Annotated in this window: 14 protein-coding genes and 2 pseudogenes; 10 read left to right on the forward strand and 6 right to left on the reverse strand. The window is 68.5% G+C overall.

The genetic code is table 11. The features are described 5' to 3' along the window. The first annotated feature begins 130 nt into the window (after positions 1-130). The 3 genes from IW248_RS06425 to IW248_RS06435 are packed head-to-tail and all read left to right on the forward strand — an operon-like array spanning position 131 to position 3,920. Positions 131-2,785 carry a NucA/NucB deoxyribonuclease domain-containing protein gene (locus IW248_RS06425; RefSeq protein WP_196926113.1) on the forward strand — a complete coding sequence of 885 codons (2,655 nt, stop codon included), beginning with the start codon at positions 131-133 and terminating at the stop codon, positions 2,783-2,785. 59 nt (positions 2,786-2,844) lie between these two features. Further along, on the forward strand, positions 2,845-3,345 hold the full coding sequence (locus tag IW248_RS06430) for a hypothetical protein (protein WP_196926114.1): 501 nt from the start codon (positions 2,845-2,847) through the stop codon (positions 3,343-3,345). After that, positions 3,342-3,920, forward strand: coding sequence for a hypothetical protein (locus tag IW248_RS06435; RefSeq protein ID WP_196926115.1), 579 nt, complete (start codon positions 3,342-3,344; stop codon positions 3,918-3,920). Before IW248_RS06430 ends, IW248_RS06435 begins: the two co-directional genes overlap by 4 nt. A gap of 167 nt (positions 3,921-4,087) precedes the next feature. On the opposite strand, the gene IW248_RS06440 is transcribed toward IW248_RS06435, so the two are convergent. From IW248_RS06440 to IW248_RS06450, 3 genes are read right to left on the reverse strand one after another with little or no spacing between them, the layout of a single operon-like run. Further along, on the reverse strand, positions 4,088-4,591 hold the full coding sequence (locus IW248_RS06440) for a hypothetical protein (RefSeq protein ID WP_124819145.1): 504 nt from the start codon (positions 4,589-4,591) through the stop codon (positions 4,088-4,090). Then, a complete protein-coding gene (locus IW248_RS06445; RefSeq protein WP_196926116.1) occupies positions 4,588-5,187 on the reverse strand; it encodes an RNA polymerase sigma factor in 600 nt (199 codons plus the stop codon). The genes IW248_RS06440 and IW248_RS06445 overlap by 4 nt, the downstream gene beginning before the upstream one ends. After that, positions 5,184-6,461 carry a S8 family serine peptidase gene (locus IW248_RS06450; RefSeq protein WP_196926117.1) on the reverse strand — a complete coding sequence of 426 codons (1,278 nt, stop codon included), beginning with the start codon at positions 6,459-6,461 and terminating at the stop codon, positions 5,184-5,186. Before IW248_RS06450 ends, IW248_RS06445 begins: the two co-directional genes overlap by 4 nt. On the opposite strand from IW248_RS06450, the gene IW248_RS33655 reads away from it, so the two are divergent. From IW248_RS33655 to IW248_RS06465, 3 genes and pseudogenes are all read left to right on the forward strand, one after another. Further along, positions 6,398-9,211 (forward strand): CHAT domain-containing protein, encoded by a 2,814-nt coding sequence (locus tag IW248_RS33655; RefSeq protein ID WP_196926118.1) that lies wholly within the window; start codon positions 6,398-6,400, stop codon positions 9,209-9,211. The two genes, IW248_RS06450 and IW248_RS33655, sit on opposite strands and share 64 nt — an antisense overlap. A gap of 318 nt (positions 9,212-9,529) precedes the next feature. Next, positions 9,530-10,558, forward strand: coding sequence for a trypsin-like serine peptidase (locus IW248_RS06460; RefSeq protein ID WP_196926119.1), 1,029 nt, complete (start codon positions 9,530-9,532; stop codon positions 10,556-10,558). 501 nt (positions 10,559-11,059) lie between these two features. Beyond that, positions 11,060-11,794 (forward strand): annotated as a pseudogene (locus IW248_RS06465) (ISAs1 family transposase); the annotation flags it as partial. Positions 11,795-12,114: 320 nt separating this feature from the next. Here the strand turns inward: IW248_RS06465 and IW248_RS06470 are convergent. Then, positions 12,115-12,825 (reverse strand): annotated as a pseudogene (locus IW248_RS06470) (transposase family protein); the annotation flags it as partial. Positions 12,826-13,042: 217 nt separating this feature from the next. On the opposite strand from IW248_RS06470, the gene IW248_RS06475 reads away from it, so the two are divergent. Together IW248_RS06475 and IW248_RS06480 are read left to right on the forward strand one after the other, a co-directional pair. After that, positions 13,043-14,023, forward strand: a complete 981-nt coding sequence (locus IW248_RS06475; RefSeq protein WP_196926120.1) for an AraC-like ligand-binding domain-containing protein — start codon at positions 13,043-13,045, stop codon at positions 14,021-14,023. 270 nt (positions 14,024-14,293) lie between these two features. Then, complete coding sequence (locus IW248_RS06480) at positions 14,294-14,620, forward strand: DUF6355 family natural product biosynthesis protein (RefSeq protein WP_196930466.1); 327 nt, start codon at positions 14,294-14,296, stop codon at positions 14,618-14,620. A gap of 421 nt (positions 14,621-15,041) precedes the next feature. On the opposite strand, the gene IW248_RS06490 is transcribed toward IW248_RS06480, so the two are convergent. Next, positions 15,042-15,389 carry a pentapeptide repeat-containing protein gene (locus IW248_RS06490; RefSeq protein WP_196926121.1) on the reverse strand — a complete coding sequence of 116 codons (348 nt, stop codon included), beginning with the start codon at positions 15,387-15,389 and terminating at the stop codon, positions 15,042-15,044. Positions 15,390-15,693: 304 nt separating this feature from the next. Between IW248_RS06490 and IW248_RS06495 the strand changes: the two genes are divergently transcribed. Together IW248_RS06495 and IW248_RS06500 are read left to right on the forward strand one after the other, a co-directional pair. Further along, positions 15,694-16,653: a GNAT family N-acetyltransferase gene (locus tag IW248_RS06495; protein ID WP_196926122.1), complete on the forward strand. Its 960-nt coding sequence runs from the start codon at positions 15,694-15,696 to the stop codon at positions 16,651-16,653. Positions 16,654-16,744: 91 nt separating this feature from the next. Further along, positions 16,745-17,644 (forward strand): ABC transporter substrate-binding protein, encoded by a 900-nt coding sequence (locus tag IW248_RS06500; RefSeq protein ID WP_196926123.1) that lies wholly within the window; start codon positions 16,745-16,747, stop codon positions 17,642-17,644. 89 nt (positions 17,645-17,733) lie between these two features. Here the strand turns inward: IW248_RS06500 and metE are convergent, their stop codons facing one another. Next, positions 17,734-19,998, reverse strand: a complete 2,265-nt coding sequence (gene metE, locus IW248_RS06505) for a 5-methyltetrahydropteroyltriglutamate--homocysteine S-methyltransferase (RefSeq protein ID WP_196926124.1) — start codon at positions 19,996-19,998, stop codon at positions 17,734-17,736. Positions 19,999-20,081: the final 83 nt, after the last annotated feature.

Here is a 20,081-nt window from a genome sequence, read left to right on the forward strand (position 1 = left end):
CGCTGACGCGACAGTGACGGTGTCGCCTTCGCCCTCATCCCCCTCGGCCAGGTCTCGCGGACGCGCGAGCCAGGCACCTCAGCACACACCGCTGCCACATGTCCGCCGGTACTTTTTCAGGGAGAGTGGTATGCCGCGATTCTTCGCGCCACCGAAAGACAACCTCAGACAAATTTCCAGAAGCCGCCGCAGCGTCTTCGTACGCCGGTTCGCTGTGGTGACAGCGGCCGGCGTGGCGTTCGGCCTGCCGGTGCCAGGTCAGGCGTTCGCCGAGCCCGGCCCGTCATCGACCACCGCGGAACGTTCCGCACCGACGCCGGTACGGAAGAACGGGCACAAGAACAGCGCCATGATCGACGGCGACTCCGGCGTCGTCGACGCGACGGCTGGCGCGGCTGCCGACGGCGGCTCCGTGCCGCCGCGAAAGCAACCGAGCGGAATGCCGTTCACCCAGAAGCAGCTAGGCGACCGTGCCAAGACACGGGCGATTGCCGAGAACCAACGGAGCTTCGTCGAGTCGTCCACCCTGGACCGCCAGCCCAGAGCGACGACGGCCGCCGCACCCGGCAACGACCTGCCGACGAGTCCGCTCGAAGGGGATCAGAATGAGTGTTTGAACGCCGCCGGCGCCGACTCGGACTACGGTCGAGTCCACAACCGGTACCTGTACTGCCTGAAGAGCGACACGAATGTCCACTACTGGGAGGTCGACAACAAGGGCAACCCGGTCGAGGAGGTCGGGACCAGCAAAATCAACTTCCTGGTCATGGCGTACGGGAGCAAGCAGAGTCGCAGCATTCGAGTGTTCCTCAAGACGATCGAGGACTCGGCCGCCTACGACTGGGGTCCGATCGACAACATCACCAAGGCCCCCAAGCAGCACCTCGTCGTGGACGTGCGGTGCATCAACAACGTGTTGGACGACACCCGCTGCGTCCTCGGCGGCTACGCGGTGTCCAAGACGTTCGGCGACTGGGACGACGGTCCCGACTGGGTCTCCTGGGACATCACCTCCACCAAGCCCACGCAGTCCGAGAGCGACGTCGACTACAAATGGCTGCACGAGTGGCAGATCACGTTCCAGGGCGGGGCGGAGGACGAGTACAAGACGATCGCACCAGGCCACACCGCGTCACGATCGATGCGGTGCGACTCGGCGGCGTACTTCAACAGGCCGAAGCAACCCGAGGCGTGCATCTTCAACGACGTCATTCCTCACCTCGAGTACTCCACCCAGGACAAGGGTCCGAAACCCACTGACGGAGTCGCCGAGGTGGCAGTGCACATCCGCGAAGCTCAGGACAACCCCAACGCGACGTACCCGCTCGTCAGCCCCCCGCGCGACAAGAGGATCCCGGGCAAGTTCACGGGCAGCCGCAACGATCCGCCGTTGCACCGTATCCCCAACACGGATCCGAAGTACAAGGAGAACGGCGTCCACAAGAACGCCGCGTGCTACGGGAATGGAACCGAGCGCGACAACTACATCGGGCTCGGCCTGCCCACACCGCCGGACACCAGCTACCAGGACTGTGACGAGTACCCGTTCGCCAGCACGAGCGAAGGCGCCGCGAACACGACCTGGGACTTCTCGGTGAAGGCGGTGAACCTCTCGCAGAACCGCCGTGCGGGTCGTCGTCTGGGTGAATACTTCAGCAGCGACCGCATCCTGCAGTACGACCGCGACGCCTTCTACGTCAACATCACGGACACCCCGGTGTACGACCCGGGCAACGACAATGTCGTCGACGCCGGACCGGACGTATCCGGCACGGAAGGCTCGATGATCCGCCTGGCCGGCGCCGCCGACGCGGCCGAGGAGGGTTCGGTGCGCTGGAGCGTACGGCCGGTGTCCGGCACCGACGCCGGCGCGACCTGCACCTTCCAAGATGCCGAGGCGCCCGACACATACATCACCTGCCAGGACGACGGGGTATTCGAGGCCATCCTCACCTCCGACGACGGAATCGACGCCGCCCGCAGCGACACCGCTCTGGTCACGGTGGGCAACGCCCCGCCGGTGCTACAACTCAGCGGGCCGAGGCCGTGGCAGCTGTTCAGGGTGAACACCCCGGTCGACCTGGCCGCTACCTTCACCGACTCCGGGGCGAACGACACCCATACCTGTGCCATCAACTGGGACGATTCCCGCAGCGACTCGTTCGGGGCGGCCGACAACTGCAACCGATCGCACATCTTCACCCGAGCCGGCATGTTCACCATCGGCGTGACCGTTACCGACGACGACGGCGCGTCCGACTCCGCAACTGTCATGATCATCGTCTATGACCCGCACGCGGGGTTCGTCAACGCCGACGGTTCCGTGGCCGCTCCGGCCGGATCGTTGACGACGACACCCGGCGCCTCCGGGGAAGCCTGGTTCCATCTCGCCGCCAGGTACTACGCGCCGAACGACACTGTGCCCGTGGGTGACGCCCGGACCTGGCTCACCGGGACCGGCTTCCGATTCGACACCTCCGGAGGCGACGGCTTGGACTGGCTGGTGGTCACGCCGGACGGGAAGATGGCGGCGAAGGGCCGGGGTACCGTCGACGGCCAGGCCGGCTACGGCTTCGTCTTCTACGGCTATGACGGATGCGACAACGGCGGCGCTCCGGGCTGCCGACCAGGACCGGACCAGTTCCGCATGGTCGTCTGGACCGGCGGGCCGAACAGCTATCCCACCGACGCCACCACATTCGACACCAGCCGAGGCGCCGATTACGACGTCGACGCGGCCGTACCGAAAACCACGATCTCGGGGCGGGTGAACATCCAAAAATGATCACGGGGGGTGCGGCGGCTGCCGTCGCCGCACCCCGCTTCGGAGGTACATTGACCGGCATGGCAGCGCCACTCGCGGTCCATCGCGCGTCGGTCTGGGTGCAACACGGCCAGGTGCTGGTCAGCGACGCGGAAGACGGCGACCTGGCAGGCCTCGACGACTCGTGGGACGACGCAGTCGAATCCGGGCACTTCGTGGGCGCCGCCGACGGCATCGTGAACATCGTGACTCCCCGCGCGGACAGCAGCGGCACACCATTCACCGTCGAGGAATGGGCCGACGAGCCGCCGGATGACCGACACGACTGGGATCACGAAGTCGACATCGACGTCGACGTGCCGAGTGGGAAGCTGGAGCTCTTCCTCACGACCGGCGAGATAGAAGACGGCACCGTCCGCCTCACCAAGGCCGGCCCGTGCCGGCTGCGGGTGTCCGCCCGTTTCCCCGAGGCCGGCGACGACGCCGCCGACGTGTACCGGCTACGGGTATGGCCGCGCACGGCCGACACGCCGCCGCAGCTCCGGCAGTCCTGGCCGCACTGGCCCAGCGTCCGGTCATGACACCACCGAACACGCCCCACCCGACTCGCCGCCGGCGGCTCGCCTCCTGGGCGGCCATCGTGACCGTCGCGCTCAGCGGCTGCGGGCCGGCCTCCACCGGCAAATCCGCCGGCCACGGCGCACCCGGTTCGTCGCGATCCGGTGTCGCCTGCTTCAGGAACAGCGACGCCGACGCCGACTACTGTGATCGCTTCCTCGCCGACCTCGCCCGGCGCACGCCGCTGGACCCTGCTCAGGCCCGGGCCGCCGAGACCGCCAGACAGTCCGTCGCGCGCGCTCTCTCCGGTGACGTCCTCAATCGCTGCAACGTCAAACACGAACCCTGCGACGCCGTCATGGCCTGGGCCGAGCAACCGGCGACACCGGAACATGTCAGGTCGCTGTTGGCGACGGTCAGCGAGAATCACCCCCAGGTCCGGATGGCCCGCCCCGACGATCCCGCCGTTGCCGACACCGTCGCCTTCGGCGTCCTCGTCGGACAGGTCTGCGTCTACGGATACCAGCGCCTCCACAAGGATCCGGACCAGGTACACGCCGCCGGCCCGCTACCTCAGGGCACCTGCCTCGGACCGTGACCGCACGAACATCACCTTGACAGGGACTGGGGTCTGTGGATCTGTCGGAGACCTCTCTGCTGCCCGCAGGTTGACAAGAGCGGTGCCGTTAGCGAGACAGCCCCAGACCTGCTGGGAAGATCCCCACGCCGACCGCGATGATCGTCGAGGTGGGGAGGTCAGGTCAGTCAGCGCGGATAACGCAGGACAAGCCAGCTCGTCACCATGGTTCCTTCGGCGAGTATCGCCCGCAGCCGCACCGGCCCTGGCGCAGGCAGTGGCAACTCAAACCCGCCCAACTCGGCGAGTGGGGAGTGGCCGAAGACGCCTTGGGGGGTCTCGCCGACCACCTCGAGGAGAGGCTCGTCGGGGGCAGCCGGGTCGGTGCCGTCGATGGTGTAAACCTGTCCGACCAAGCCGGATTCGGTGACTTCGATGTCGATCGCGAGTCGGTCGGTGCGGAACGCCAGGAGGCGCGCGGAACCGACCGCCCGGATCGGACCGGCTGGCTCGGGATCGCAGGCTGAGTCGAACACCAGCTCCGCGAGGATGGCCTGGCTGTGGGTGCGGCCGATGTCGAATGCGGAAAGCGCCTGCTGCCGGAGCAGTTCTGATGACAGCCCGCCGGGAGACAGGGCCGTATGCAGATCGGTGACCAACCAACGGTCGTCATCCCACCGCCGCCCGTTCACCTCGTCACCGTCCGCCCACGCTCGAGTTGCGCGGCCACCGTCGGGCTCGCGCGGAGCTTGTCAAGGCACCGGCGTTGGGTGGGCCCGATGCTGCCGATACGCATGCCGGTCCTTGTCACGATGTCGCGGTAGCTCATCGGCGGCTCGCCGAGCAGCATGCTCAACAGCTCACGGCATCGGTCCGGCAGTTGGGCGAAGCCGGTACGCAGCGCGTGGTACTGCTCCTCGCGCAGCGCGGCCTCCATCGGGTCCAAGGGCTCGGTCTCCCGGCTCATCAGCTCGTCTTCGCTGCCGACGAGGTGCGCGTGCTGGCCCGCGGTGCGTTGCACGCGCAGGCACTCCCGTCGGGTGGTGGTGTCGATCCACTTCGGCAGCGCTGCCGGGTGACGCAGATGCTCCAGCCACTCCACCACGCGCAGCCACACTGTCTGGTTGACCTCGGCGGCGTCCGGGCCGCTCAGCCCGCACTCCTCGATGGTCGCGACGATCATGGGCATCAGGTGGGTCACCAGCGTCTCCCATGCCCGCCGGTCCCCGCCGGCGGCCGCCCGGACGGTGGCGTCCAGATCGACGTGCGTCACCTGTTTACCGCTCACGGCACTATGGCGCCGTATCCGGCGTACGGCTTGGGTCCGACGCACAGCGAGGCGGCGGCGGCCTGCGGGCTGATGCCGAGGTTGGTGACCAGCTTGGCCATCCGGCCGATGGCGTACGGAACCGCGAACGAGGTTCCGTGCCAGGTTGCGAAACCGTCGAAGGACAATGGTTTCTGGTCGGGCGGGGCGAGCAGACCGGTGACGTACGGTCCTTGATGTCCGCCGATGGCACACAGGTCGACCCAGGGTCCGAAGTTGCTGTATTCGGTCGGCACCTGGCCGAGCAGGGCGTCCGTGCGCAGCGCCGCGACCGCGACGACACCCGGTAGCGCCGCCGGCCAGGTGGGCCGGGCCGATCCGGCATTGCCCGCCGCGGCCACCACCACCGGCGCCACGCTCGGCGTGGGAGCGAGGCTGGCGATCGCGTTGGCCAGCGGCAACGAGGGCACGTTGCCCATGGTGTAGCAGCCCAGCGAGAGGTTGACATACGACACGGTCGGGTTCAGCGACGCCAGGGCTGCCGCGACCGAGGCCTCGTCGCCGATCCCGTGGGGTGTGAGCGCGACGGCCGGATCGAACATGATCGACGGAGCCGTCCGGCGCAGGACGCCGGCGATGAAGGTCCCGTGGCCTGCCTGCAACGCCAGCGTGGAGTTCCCCTGGTAAAGCTCATCGATGTCGGCCGGTGCGGCAGCGTAGCTGCCGGCGAACCAGAGCGGGTGCCTCTTGGTCGCGTCGGCCCAGATCCCGGTGTCGCAGATGCCTACGAGCTGGCCGGAGCCCGTAGAGCCCGTCGCCGGTGCGACGGACACCGCGAGCGACGCGGGCGCATCGCCCGGGTTGCCCATGATGTTGGGGTACCCGACAACGACGTGGTGCGGCTGCACCACCGGGACGGACGCGGCCCAGTTCGCCCGATTGCGCAGGTCATCCACGATCGCCTTGATGTCGACATCCACCCTGAACATGACCCGGGCGACACCTGCGAACGGGGCGCCGGTCGCGACGACGTACCCGAGGTTGGTCAGGCGCGCCATGACGCGGCCAAGGTCGGCGGGAGCGACCAGGAGCTGCCGGGGCCGATACCAGAACTCCTGGCCGGGCGTCAGGTGGGCGCGGATGTTCGGGTCGGCGGCCACGACAGACTGGAATGCCTGCTCGTACCATCCGGGAGCGGCGATCGCCCGCCCGGGGCGCAGCAGTGCTCCCAGTGCGGCGGCCCCTCCCGCCGCAAACACGGTCCGCCGACGCAGCCTTCCAGGCTCGATACGCATGGCGCCCTCCCATCCTTGTGGATGCCGATGCATCGTTGCCAAGGCTAGGATGTCTATTCGCGATGGTCATCCATAAAGCCGACCGTATCAAGGCGGGCTCCGCCGCCTCGTCGGCTGCCGGCCGGCAGGAGCTGGCCGACCTCGCCGCGCGTGCGCTGGCGTTACGGCAGCACCAGCCGCGCGAGGCGATCGTCCTGGCCGAAGAGGTCCTTGTCGGCTGCGGGCGTACTGGCTTCGCTCAGGAGCGATCCGTCGCCGAGCGGGCCCTCGGCCTGGCTCACAAGGAGATGAACGACCTCGTGGCGGCAGAGCGGCACCTACGTCGTGCGGTGGCCGCGGGTCGCCGCAGCGGGTCGCCGCAGATCTTGGCCATGGCCCAGATGAGCCTCGGCTATGTGCTCGCAGCCGCGGGGAGAACCGCCGCCGCGTACCACGCCGTCAGTGCCGCGCTGCCGCAGCTCAGCGGCGCCGAGGCCGGGCAGGCGCTGATGCAGCGCGGCGTCGTGCAACATTTCCGCGGCCGGTACGCAGAGGCGGCCGTCGACTACGGCGCAGCCATCGATGTCGCCCGAAGGGAAGGCGATCGGCTGGTGGAGGCCCGGGCCCGCAACAATCGGGCGGTGCTGCCGATCGGCGATCACGTCCTGTCGGGTGAAGCAGATCTGGAACGGGCCGCCGAACTCTTCGGCGAACTCGGCCTGGATCTTGCTGCAGCCGATTGCCGTTGGAACGTCGGGCATCTCGCGGCTCGCTGCGGCGACCTGGCCCGGGCGCTGGAGATCTTCGCCGACACCGAACGCCAGTACCGCCGCCTCGACGTGCCGCGCCCCGGCCTGCTGCTCGACCGGTTCGAGCTGCTTGCCGCCGTACCGCTGATCGGGGAGGCGGCGGCGATGGCGGAGTTCGCCGTGGCGGAACTGCACCACCGAGGGCTTGACTCCGATCTCGCCGAGGCGTTGCTGGCCAGGGCGCGTGCTGAACTGCTCGCCGGTGACCCGCAGCGGGCCGCAGGCTCCGCGGCGGCGGCATACCGGAGGTTCCGGCGACAGCATCGCCCAGTGTGGTACGCATTCGCCCGCCACATCGAGCTGCGTGCCCGGTTCGCACAGGGTACAAGGACCCCGGCCCAACTGCGCGCCCTGAGCGACAGCGCCGCCACGCTGGCCTCGGCCGGCCTGACCGGTCTCGCTCTGACGGCCTGGCACGAGGCGGCGACGGTCGCCTTCGCGGTGAACCGGCCAAGCCAGGCCCGAACACTGCTGGCGCTGGCGGCCAGGCACAGGCGCGGCGGACTGGCGGCAGAACGGGCCCAGGGCTGGCACGCCCAGGCGCGACTGCACCGCCTGGACGGCGACGACCGAGCCGCCATGTCCACGCTTCAACGCGGACTGTCCGTTCTCGACGAATATCGCGTGACCCTGGGCACGTCCGAGCTCCGGGCGCGCAGCAGCGCTCACGGGCAGGAGCTGGCCCGGGAAGGTCTGGAACTCGCCATCGCCACCGGAGCACCCGCACGGGTCCTGGCCTGGGCGGAACGGTGGCGCGCGAGCACCCTGCGGATCCAGCCCGTGAGTCCGTCGACCGACCCGGAGCTGACCGCGGCACTGGCCCGCCTGCGGGTCGCGGCCCGCGACGCCGAGGACGTCGCGCTGGCCGGCGGCTCGCAGCTCGCGGCGATGCTGCGCCAGCAGTCCGCACTCGAGGCCAACGTACGCGACCTGGCCCGACGGAGCCAGGGCGCCGGCACCGGAGACGGGACGCCGGTCTGCGTCCCTGACATCGCGGCGATCACCGCTCAGCTCGGCCCGGCCGTTCTCGTCGAGCTGCTTAGCCACGGCGACCGGATCTGGGCGGTCCTGGTGCGTGACGGGCGGGCCAGCCTGCACGATCTCTGCGCGCTGCCTGCCGTGCTCAAGCACCAGGGACGCATCCGGTTCGCCCTGCGGCGACTGGTCACGCTGGGCGCCTCGGCCGGGGCGTCGGCGGCACTCGAGCACTCCGCCGGCCTGGTCGACGCAGACCTGTTCGGCCCGATCCGGCGCAGGCTCGGCGACCTGCCATTGGTCATCGTGCCCGGCCAGGCGTTGTACGCGCTGCCATGGGCAGCACTGCCGTCCTGCGTGGGGCGTCCGGTCACGATCGCACCATCGGCCGCGACCTGGCTCGCCGCCACCCAACGGTCCGCACCCGGCGGGCGGCCGGTCCTGGTCGCCGGTCCGCGCCTGCCGGATGCGCTCAGTGAGGTCGCGGCACTCGCGGCGCTGTGGCCCGAGGCGACTGCGCTGGTAGGGGAGCAGGCTACGGTGGACACGGTCACCGCAGCCCTGTCCGGTGCGCGCCTGGCTCACATCGCGACGCACGGAACGTTCCGTGCCGACAACCCGCTCTTCTCGACCCTGGAGCTCGCCGACGGCCCGCTGTTCGCGTACGAACTGGAGCGGCTGAGCACGGCTCCGGGATGCGTGATCGCCTCCGCCTGCGAGAGCGGACGGGCCGAAGCCACCCTCGGTGATGAACTCATGGGCTTCGTCTCGGCACTGCTGGCGAGCGGCACCCGCACGCTCGTCGCGGCGCTGCTGCCGGTGCCCGCGGACCGCACCGTGGCACTGATGACCGAGCTGCACCGTCGACTGCGGGCGGGCACACCTGCCGCGCCCGCCCTCGCCGAGGCACAGCAGGTGTTGCGCGCCACCGGTGACCCGGTGGACCTCGCCACGGCTGCCGCTTTCGTGTGCCTTGGCGCCGGATAAGCGCCCTTGCGCGCTCATTGAACGGCAGGCCTACAGGCCGATGATGAGCCCAGAAACCGGTTTGTATCAAACAGCGACGAGTCGCCTCTGAATGGTGCGGACCTCAGCAGATACCTCGCTGCGGTGTGGGATCGTCCACAACAGTTACTGACCGATTCCCATTGAAAAACGTAGGCGCCGCGCTCATTGTGAAGCAAATCGCCGGATCGGAATCGGGGGCTCCACTCGAATTCAGGTCCGGCAACTCGACCCGACAAGGGAGTGGTCTACATGCAACCCAGGAATACCGGGCGGCGCCTAAGGCACCTCATCCTGGCCTTGGCCTTGGCCCTGCCGCTGCTGACCGTCGGCCAGCCGGCGCAGGCGGCTCCGCACGCCGACGGTGACAGCATCCGTCAGGTGGGTACGGCCGTCAGCGCCGAGGCGTGGGCGGCCGGCAGGCAGCGGTACGGCGCGCAGGTGACTGCCGACGCGGCGATCGAGGTGTACTGGACGCCCGAGCGGATGCGCAATGCCAGGCCCGTCGAGGAGTCTCCCTCGTACAAGGCCGCGGCACGGCGTTTTGCCCAGAGTGGAGGGACCTCGTCTGCCGCGCCGACCAGCCGGTCCAGGCCGGTGGATGTGCCTCCGGTGGCGGGCCTGATGGGTACCCCGGGCATGTCCACGCAGGCCATCAACCCGAACCTCGGCTCCAACCACCCGACCGCCCGGTCCAACGGCAAGGTCTTCTTCAACATGGACGGCGGATCGTGGGTCTGCTCCGGCGCGGTCATCAACTCGGTTGGCTTCAACACCGTGTGGACGGCTGGCCACTGCATCCACGGCGGCCCCGGCAGCAGTCTCGCCACCAACTGGTCGTTCGTCCCGGCGTACGACGATGACCTGGCCAACCCTCGGCCGCACGGCACCTGGACGGCCCGCGAGCTGTGGACCTGGAGCAGTTGGATCGACAACTCCAACTGGGAGGCCGACATGGCCGTGGCCATCATGAACACCCGCAACGGCGTCCACATCGTGAACCAGTTCGGGGGCCACGGCTTCCGTACGCACCAGGGCTTCACGGTCGGCATCAACAACTTCGGCTATCCGAGCGGCGCGCCGTTCGACGGCGGCAACCTGTTGAGGTGCAGCGGCAACTCGACCCAGTCCGGGGCGCGGATCCGCATCAACTGCGACCTGACCGCAGGCGCCAGCGGCGGCCCGTGGTTGATCAACTGGGATGGGAACTGGGGCTACCTCAACGGGGTCAACAGCACGCTCAACTCGTACGCGGCACCGACCTTGTGGTGGTCACCGTATTTCGACGACACCGCGTCGGAGTTGTACGACTTCACCGCCACTCACTGACCGATGTCCGGGTGACGGATTTCTCGTCCCGGTAATGCGCCCTTGACCTGAGCGGGCCGGCTCCAATGGCAAGCGATCGAGCGACTGGTCGCCATTGGAGCCGGCCTGCGGCGTGTCGGACGAGCTACTCGCAAAGCGAGGTGCGGTCGTCCTCTGTGGCGGGGAATCGGTGTGATGCAGGGTGATCGCGTAGTCGGTTGACGGCTGCGCTGAGCTGGGGAGTCCTCGCGGCGAGTGGCCTTTGTGGAGGCGAGCAGAGCGGGTGAGACCGCACCGGTGATCATGGAGTTCTCTACGCTTCACGACGCCCCGAGGATCTCACCCGCCGACGCCATCAAGCCCGATCACCGCACCGTCCGTGGTCGCCGGCTACCCCGACGCGTCACCACCCATCGTCACCGAGGGTGAGATGTCAGGACTGCTACGCGTCTTGTCGCGCGTACCGGATCCCCGCGACCCTCGCGGGGTGCGGTACCCGCTGCAGGTCTCCTCGCGGTCGCGGTGTGCGCGGTCCTGGCTGGCGCATCGTCGTTCGCCGCGATCACCGACTGGCTCCAAGATCTGGACGACCAAGCCCGCGACCAACTCGGCTTCGGCGACCAGATGCCCGTGGGCACGACCGTATGGCGCCTGGTGACCCGCCTCGACGACGCGCTGCTGTCCACCGTCCTGGCCGACTGGCTACGAACCCGCGTCCGACCGGTCGAATCCCGACCACACCGGTACCGGACGGTGATCGCCGTGGACGGCAAGGCCCTGCGGGGAGCACGCTGCGGCCAGGGCGGTCGAGTCCGTCTGCTCTCCGCGCTGGATACCAGCACCGGCATCATCCTGGCCCAGGTCACCATCGCCGCGAAGTCCAACGAAATCCCCGCGTTCGCGCCGCTGCTCGACGCGGTCGAGCAGGTGATGGGCAGCCTGACGGGTCTGCTGTTCATCGCCGACGCTCTGCACACCCAGACCGCCCACGCGCAGGAGATCGCCGCCCGGGGCGCCCACCTGATGATCCCGGCGAAAGCTAACCAGCCCATCCTGTACACCCAGCTCAAAGCCCTACCCTGGCCGGACGTGCCTGTCGGGGACCGGCGCCGTGATCGCGGTCATGGCCGCCGTGAGACCCGAACCGTCAAGGCCATCACCCTGCGAACTCCCGGTGGTATCCGACTCCCCCACGCAGAGCAGGCAGTCGGGATCATCCGGACCCGCACCACCGGTGGAAGGACCAGCCGCGAGACCGCGTACTTCACGGTGTCACTGCCCGCCGAACACGCCCAACTCACCGATCTACAGGACTGGGCCCGCCGCGAGAGGTCACTGTCGGCGCCACTCGATGTGGGGGAGCGGGGTGGCGGAACCTGGCGACGTTCTGTCGGCCTGTCCTCGTTTACCCCCGAAAACCCCCGCCTGAGGTTGACAACCAGTGACAAGAAGCGTTCACGACTTGATCGTGTCTGTGCAGCTCAGTGCCTATTTCTGACAGCCAATGACAACGCGCCACCGCGATCATCAAGGCCATCCTCGCCCTATACATCGCAGCCCGACCAGCCCAAACCCAGTCGGGGGCAGCAGCGTAGCTTGGCCAGGATCTTCCCCGCCCTTGAGGGTGGCGACGGCGCGCTCGCCGACAGCGCGGATCTTGGCTTGGTGCCGGTTGACGGTCTTCTGCCGGCGGGACAATCGTGGCCGGTGACGGCGGGGCTTGAACGGCGTGCGGGTGCTGCCGCCGACGCCTTGGTACGCCTTGCCGGCGAAGGTCATCACGTTGGCGCTGGTCAGCGCGTCGTTCAGGCCGTGGGTGCGGGCGGCGGTCAGGTCGTGCACGGCGCCGGGCAGGTCCGGCGAGGCCCAGATGAGGCGTCCCTTGCAGTCCGCGATGACCTGCACGTTGACTCCGTGGCGCTTGTGCTTGCCGGAGTAGTACGGCCTCTGGTCCGCGACTCGGTCGATCGGGATCCGGGTGCCGTCCAGGATCGCGTACGCGATCCTGGCGATGCGCCGCATGGCCGCGTTCAGGTCCTCGGCCTGCGTGGCGAGCAAGTCGATGGCTTCTCGGACGTGCCGCCAGGCCGTGGTGACGCTGACCGCGAAGCCGCAGGCCAGTCGAGCGATGGTGTCACCGTTACGCAGATGGGCCAGGGTGAGCAGGGCCTGCCGGCATCACGACGTCGCCACCGGCCGCGGCGGCGGGTGCGTTCGGCGCGGATGAGGTCGGCCAGGTGGTTCAGAGTGCGGCTGGACAGCGCGACCGCAGACGGGTAGGACAGCACAGCGAGGCTCCCGGTTGGGGCATCGGGTCTTGGTCGACGGCTGTCTTACCGGGAGCCTCGTCCTATGTCGACACACGCTGCCTGCCACCCATCGCGACCAGGCCCATCACGATGAACAGCCCTCAATTCCTGACCCGCGCCATAACATCGCAACGCCGCTATATCGACGCCAAGCTATCGTGGTCTGACCCCTGCAGCGACAGCGCGAAGGTGAGTCATGGACGTAGTCAGCACCACCGAGGTCCCGGTTGAAGACGGGTTCGCCTTCTGGCGCGAGGTAAACTCGAAGCTCTGGGTGCCCTACGATTTACGCTGTGAATCGCAGTGGGAGCCCGGATTTCGGGCTCAGGTCGGAATCAGCGAGTTCGGTCCCGTGCAGGCGACATTAATGACCACGATGCCGCACTCGGTCCACCGTACTCCCAAGCTCATTCGGCAGGCCGATCCCGAGGTGTTCAAGCTGGGTTGCCTTGTGCGCGGTGGCGGCATGATCACGCAAGACGGCCAGCGCACAGATTTCGGCGTGGGGGACCTGATACTGTATGACACCTCCCGGCCCTACGTGGCCGAATTCACCCCGGATGCGCCAGTTAGTCAGCTGCTGCTCCTGCGCTTCCCGCGCTCGTTGCTGCCGTTGCCCCCTCGGGAGTTGCGGCGCCTGAGCGCAGTTCGCATCCCTGGCGCCCAAGGCATCGGCGCGTTATCTTCACAATTCCTGCTGCGCCTTGCCCGGCACATGGACGAACTCAGTCCGTTGGACGCCGCCCGGCTGTCCACCCTCACCATTGACGTGTTGACAGCGGCACTGGCCAACGCGCTGGACGTCCAAAGCGCGGTGCCCTCCCACACCCAACGGCGAGCGTTGATGGCTCAGATTTACGCCTTCGTCCGAGAGAATCTGGGCGATCCGCGCCTGACACCGGACGCGATCGCCGCAGCGCATCACATCTCGTTGCGATACCTGCACAAGCTGTTCCACGAGGAAGGGCGCACGGTCGCCGGCTGGGTCCGCGAGCGTCGCCTGGAGCAGTGCCGACGCGACCTCGCCAACCCCCAACTAGGCGCGCGCCCGATCCACACGATCGCCGCCCAGTGGGGGTTCACCAGCCCGGCGCATTTCAGCCAGGCGTTCCGCAGCGCCTACGGCCTTTCGCCACGCCAGTTCCGCGAGCAGTGCGCGAGAGTACGCGCAGACTAAAGACTTGTGCGCTTACCAGTAACGACAGACCCGGCTGTGGCGTGCACTCTTATCTTAGGAAGTCCGCTCAGTCAGGGTTGAATCTGATTCCGCCTTACGGAAGAAGGTTCACTTGAGCGTGTTACATCGGTCCGTGTTTTCGCGATGGAAGGAGCGCGAGGAAGTACATCGATCACTTCATGCAGCCAGCAGCATCATCTAGGCCGCAGCGGCGGCTGACAGGAGACCATTGTGAAAATGTGGTACAGAACGGCGTTTCGGATCTCGGCAGTGACCGCGATCCTCGGCGCACTCACCCTGTCCGGGACCGTGGCACAGGCAAGTCCGGGCGCCGGCTCCCGCCTGTCCCAACCCGAAACCACCGCGGTTTCGGAGCAGGCCAAGCCCGGCAGCGAGGACGTCGCCGCGCAGGTTTGCGGCTACTACGAAGACGCGGTGACGGCCTGGTACAACCACTGCGGGAACACCCATGTGCTCATCTACGTCGACGCGACGTGGCCCCGCGACGACTGGACCTGGTGCATCGGCCCGGGAACGTGGGACATCGGCGGCGCCAACGCCGTATCCAACGCCTGGTACTCGGGTCAAACTTGTTGAACCGCCAGCCAAGCGCTGCGCGATTCTCCACCTGCGTTCGGTGGTTGCGGATCAGGTCAGCGAGGCAAATGAGGGTGCGGTCGGACAGGGGAATCGCGGCAGGGTAGGACAACAGCGAGGCTTCCGGTTGGGGCATCGGATCTTGGTCGACTGCTGCCTTGCCGGGAGCCTCGCCCTACGTGAAGCTGTCGGCCGATGATCTCGAAGAGATCGAGGCTGCCGTGCCGAAGGGTGCCGTGCGCGGTGACCGTTACCCGGCGGCGTTCATGGCGAGCCTCGGCGTCGGTAACTAGTGCCTCGTCATGCAGCCTTGAACGGGTAGTCCAGCACCTGCATGGCGCTCTGGGGTGGACGTCGAGGTCGGTGAGCAGCCGCGCTGGCGTCCTCGACGAGGGCCAGAGTGGCACCGGGTGCCGACACGTCAACCGGACGTAACCCCGGAGTCTGAGAGACCGCGCGGCCACCCAATGACGCGCTCGACGGTGACGCCTCGAAGGTTGGCGCCGTTCCACCGGGCCCCGGTAACATCCGTTCGTCCGTACTCCGGATCGTGCGTCACGACATAGCTGAACCGCGCGTAGGACAGATCCGTGTCACGCAGGTCGGCATCCCGCAGATCGCAGCCAGAGAAGCTGGCACCGCGGAGGGAGGCGCCCCGGAGGTCGACGCCACGGAAATCACACAACTTGAATGAGTGCTTATCAAGTGTGCGATGCCGAAGATCGCGACCCGCGAACGATTTCTTCGTCGCGCCGGGCAGGATGCTCATCCGCGAACCGTAGCGTGGTCGTCCGTTTCTGAACCACCGGCTTTCTACTCACTGACCCGCGAGGCATTCGGCAGGGTAGGACAGCCGTCCGAGACTTCACACCGAGGAGGTCACTGGTTCGGTACCGGCATCGCCCACTCTCAGTTCGTGCAGGTCAGAAGCCCGTTAGCGGATCAACCGGTAATGGGCTTCTCCGCGTGTACGTCTTAACATCGAGAGCAGCGGTCCGTAGCGCGGGTGCGACGGTCGTCGCGATGACCGGGCGTGCAGTCCTCCGAAGAACTGGCACGGAGAGGGCGGGACAGTGGCGGTAGAGCAGTTCGGTTCACTGGTGGAGGCTGGCGTCACGATGCGGCTCTATGCGGGTGCCAGTGACATTGCCGGCGTCCAGGCCGTCCGTGCCGAGGTGCACCGGGCCGACGGCGATTTCTGGTTGCCCGGTCCCGATACCAGCGTGGACCCCAACGGCGTACACCCGTTCTGTCTGATCGCCCAAGCCGACTCGGGGCGAATTATCGGCTTCACCTGGATGGACTGGTGGTCCGAAGCGGCCGATACCCGGGTCTACCTGCTGAGCGGATGTGTGGAACCAGCGTGGCGCCGACGGGGCATCGGCAGCGCCATGCTGCGCTGGCAGGAGGCACGTGCCATCGAGTTCGACGGCAGCAGGCCGGTCGGCGGCCGGAGCGTCTTCGGCGCGAACGTGGGCGAGCACCAACCGGGCAATCTGGCACTGCTGACAGCTCGCGGCTACCGGGTCGCGTTCACGGCCGTTGACATGGCCCACGACCTGAACGGTCTACCGGACGGCGACATTCGGCTGCCCGAAGGGCTCACCCAACGTCCGGTCGAGGATGCCCACCACCCCCAGATCCACCAGGTGATCGAGGAGTGCTTCGCGGGAGCACGCGACGGCTACCGGCCCAGGACCTACGAGGAGTACCTCCGCGACGTCCAGGACATCGACATCTGGTGCGTCGTGTGGGCGGGGGACGACATCGCGGCGGTCGTGGTGAACGAGTTGCAGGCCGACGGCACCGCCCGGACGCCGTGGGTTGCCGTCGGCACCGCGTGGCGCCGGCGGGGCGTCGGTCTTGCGGTGATGAGGCGCACGCTCCGCATCTTGGCGGAAGCGGGAGTCTCGACGGCCCGACTCAGCACGGTCGCGGAAAATCCGAACAACAGCGTTCGGTTGTACGAGAAGGCGGGATACCGCGTGACCGCTTGGCAACCCCGTTACCGCAAACCAGTCGAGGCGTGCTGAGCTGAGACGGTCGTTGACCACACTGATGGCCGCCGTGGTCTCGCTGTCGGGGAGTGGACGTGGATCGGTCGCGCCTGGTAGGCAGGCGGTTGTGCGGATCATTTCCCTGTTGCCGGCGGCCACGGACATCGTGGCCATGCTTGGCCTGACCGGGCACCTGGTCGGGCGTACCCACGAGTGTGACTGGCCGCCGGGGGCTCTGGCCGACATTCCGACGGTGACCGCGACGTCCCTGCCGGAGACTTTGACGAGCCGGGAGATCTCGGCGGCGATCGCCGGTGACGCGCACCGAGGATCGTCGTTGTACCAGCTCGACGTCGCCCTGCTGGAGGGGTTGAAGCCGGATCTGATTCTGACCCAGGATCTGTGCGACGTGTGTGCGGTCTCCTACCAGCGGGTCAACGACGCGGTTGGTCTGATCGATCTCGACACCACTGTGATGTCCCTGGAGGCGAGGACCATCGACGGGATCCTGGACACGGTCGATGCCGTGGCCGCGCTGACCGGTACCGAAGGCAGGGCGGCGGAGATCCGAGCCGACGCCGAGCGTCGCCTCGCCGCGTTGCCGGGGCCGGTGCCCGGAGCGCCGACTGTGCTGTTCGTCGAGTGGCTCGACCCGTTGATGCCTGGCGGGCACTGGGTTCCGGAGCAGATCACCCATGCGGGCGGGCGGTCGCTGCTGCTCGGGCCGGGCGCGCACAGCACCCCGCACCTGTGGTCGGTGGTCGCGGACCTGGCTCCCGAGGTGGTGGTGTTCGGGCCGTGCGGGTTCACGCCCGAGCGAACCGTCGACGAGCTGTCCGTGGCGACCGCGCAACCCGGTTGGGCGGACCTGCCCGCGGTCCGTCGGGGGCAGGTGTGGGTGGTCGACGGGCCTGCCTACTTCAACCGCCCCGGCCCGAGGGTCGTCGACGGCGCGGAGATCCTCGCCGGCATCCTCGGCGGCCGCCCAGACTCCCGCGCTCGGCGGGTGCCCCTCGACGTCGGCTGACGCTGCCGCGCCGGACCGGCCGGGACGGACATCGGTGGCGCCGCGAAGCCAGGGGCCACGGTGGGGCGGCGCGCCGCCCCACCGTGCGCTCAGGTGAGCGTGCTGCGGACTTCGGCGGCGGCCGCGACGAGGCGGGTCAGGGCCTGTTCGATCTCTGCGTACCCGCGGGTCTTCAGGCCGCAGTCGGGGTTGACCCAGAGCCGGTCGGCGGGCACTGCGGCGACGGCGCGACGCAGGGCGTCGGTGACCTCCGCCTGTTCCGGTACGCGGGGGGAGTGGATGTCGTACACACCGGGCCCGACACCGCGTTGGTAGCCGGTGGTGCGCAGGTCGTCGAGGATCTCCATCTTCGACCGGGACGCCTCGATGCTTGTGACGTCGGCGTCGAGGGCGTCGATCGCGGGCAGGACCTCACCGAACTCGGAGTAGCACAGGTGCGTGTGGATCTGGGTGGCGTCGGCGACTCCGCTGGTGGCCAGGCGGAACGCCCCCACGGCCCAGTCCAGGTACGTGCGTTGATCCGCCCGGCGCAGCGGCAGCGTCTCCCGTAGGGCGGGTTCGTCGACCTGGATGACGCGGATGCCGGCGCCCTCCAGGTCGCGGGCCTCGTCGCGCAGGGCCAGGGCGACCTGGTTGGCGGTGTCGACGAGGGGCTGGTCGATGCGGACGAACGACCACGCCAGGATCGTCACCGGGCCGGTGAGCATGCCCTTGACCGGCCGGTTCGTCAGCGACTGCGCGTAGGTGGACCAGGCGACGGTCATCGGGCCGGTCCGGGTGACGTCGCCGTAGATGATGGGTGGGCGGACGCAGCGGGAGCCGTACGACTGCACCCAGCCGTTGACAGTGGCGGCGAACCCGGCCAACTGTTCCCCGAAGTACTGCACCATGTCGTTGCGTTCCGGCTCGCCGTGCACCAGCACGTCCAACCCGAGTCGTTCCTGCACTGCGATGACGTGCGCGACCTCGGCGCGCATCCGCTCGGCGTAACCGGCGTCGTCGAGGCGGCCGGCCCGGTGCGCCGCCCGGGCCTGGCGCAGTTCCTGCGTCTGGGGGAACGACCCGATGGTGGTGGTGGGCAGCGGCGGAAGGCCCAGTCGGGCCTGCTGCTTGGCGGCTCGCTCCGCGTAGGGCCCCCGTCGTACGTGCTCGGGCCGCAGCGCGTCGAGGCGGGCGCGGACCGCGTCGTTGCGCCAGGCTGCCGGTGCGGCGGGTGGGGGAGGGGGTAGGACGCCGACGCCGTCGCGTAGGGCGCGTCCGAGCGCCACGACCTCGTCGACCTTCTGCCGGGCGAACGCCAGCCGGGCACGCAGGTCGTCATCGAGGTCGGGTTCGGCGGCCAGGTCCACCGGCACGTGCAGCAACGAGCACGACGTCGACACCGCGACGTGGTCGGCCAGCCCGGTCAGCACCGCCCCGGTCGCGGTGGCGGCGCGCAGGTCCGTACGCCAGATGTTGCGCCCGTCGACCAGCCCCGCGACGATCGTCTTGCTCCGCAGCGGCCCGGCGGAGGCGAGCCTCTTCAGGTTCGCCGGCCCGGCGACGAGGTCGATGCCCACCGCCTCGACCGGAGTGCCCAGCAGCGCCGGCAGCGCGTCGCCGAGGTCACCGAAGTACGACGCGACGAACAACCGGGGCCGGTGTTCCACGCTGCCGAGCCGACGGTACGCGGCACGCAGCGCGGCGATCTCGTCCGAGGTGCGGTCGGCGGTATACGCGGGCTCGTCGAGCTGGACCCATGCGACCCCAGCGTCGGCCAGCGTGCCGAGGATGTCGGCGTAGACCGCGACGAGGTCATCGAGTCGGTCGAACGGCCGGAACCCTTCCGGAGTGTCTCCGGTGGCCTTGGACAGCAGGAGGTAGGTCGCCGGCCCGACCAGCACCGGCCGCGTGGCGACGCCGAGGGCCTTGGCTTCGGCGTACTCCCGCACCGCCTTGTCGGGGCGGGCGGTGAACACCGTGTCCGGGCCGACCTCCGGCACCAGGTAGTGGTAGTTGGTGTCGAACCACTTGGTCAGTTCCAGAGCCGGTTCCCGTGCCGTGCCGCGAGCCATGGCGAAGTAGGTGTCCAGGTCGCTGAGGCCGAGGTGGCGGAAACGGTCCGGTACCGCGTCGATCAGGACCGTGGTGTCGAGCACCTGGTCGTAGAACGAGAACGTGTTCGACGGCACGGCGTCGAGACCGGCGTCGCGCAGCGAGCGCCACACCTCGGCGCGCAGGCCGGCCGCGGTCTCCTGTAGAGCGTCGGCGTCGATCCGGCCGGCCCAGTAGGACTCGACGGCGTGCTTGAGCTCTCGGTGCGGGCCGATGCGGGGGTAGCCGAGCACGGTGCTCAGCCCAAACGGTGTGGTCACGGGTGTCCTTCCCTCGAGGTCTACCCCCGACCACACGGGAAGGAAACGGCAGGGCACCGGCCGATGACCGGGCCTCGCTCAGG

The organism is Micromonospora ureilytica (assembly GCF_015751765.1).
Lineage (GTDB): Bacteria > Actinomycetota > Actinomycetes > Mycobacteriales > Micromonosporaceae > Micromonospora > Micromonospora ureilytica.

Coding starts and splice junctions, on each gene's coding strand:
- IW248_RS06425 (WP_196926113.1), top strand. CDS start 131: ATGCCGCGATTCTTCGCGCCACCGAAAGACAACCTCAGACAAATTTCC.
- IW248_RS06435 (WP_196926115.1), top strand. CDS start 3,342: ATGACACCACCGAACACGCCCCACCCGACTCGCCGCCGGCGGCTCGCC.
- IW248_RS06430 (WP_196926114.1), top strand. CDS start 2,845: ATGGCAGCGCCACTCGCGGTCCATCGCGCGTCGGTCTGGGTGCAACAC.
- IW248_RS06475 (WP_196926120.1), top strand. CDS start 13,043: ATGGACGTAGTCAGCACCACCGAGGTCCCGGTTGAAGACGGGTTCGCC.
- IW248_RS06450 (WP_196926117.1), bottom strand. CDS start 6,461: ATGCGTATCGAGCCTGGAAGGCTGCGTCGGCGGACCGTGTTTGCGGCG.
- IW248_RS06490 (WP_196926121.1), bottom strand. CDS start 15,389: ATGAGCATCCTGCCCGGCGCGACGAAGAAATCGTTCGCGGGTCGCGAT.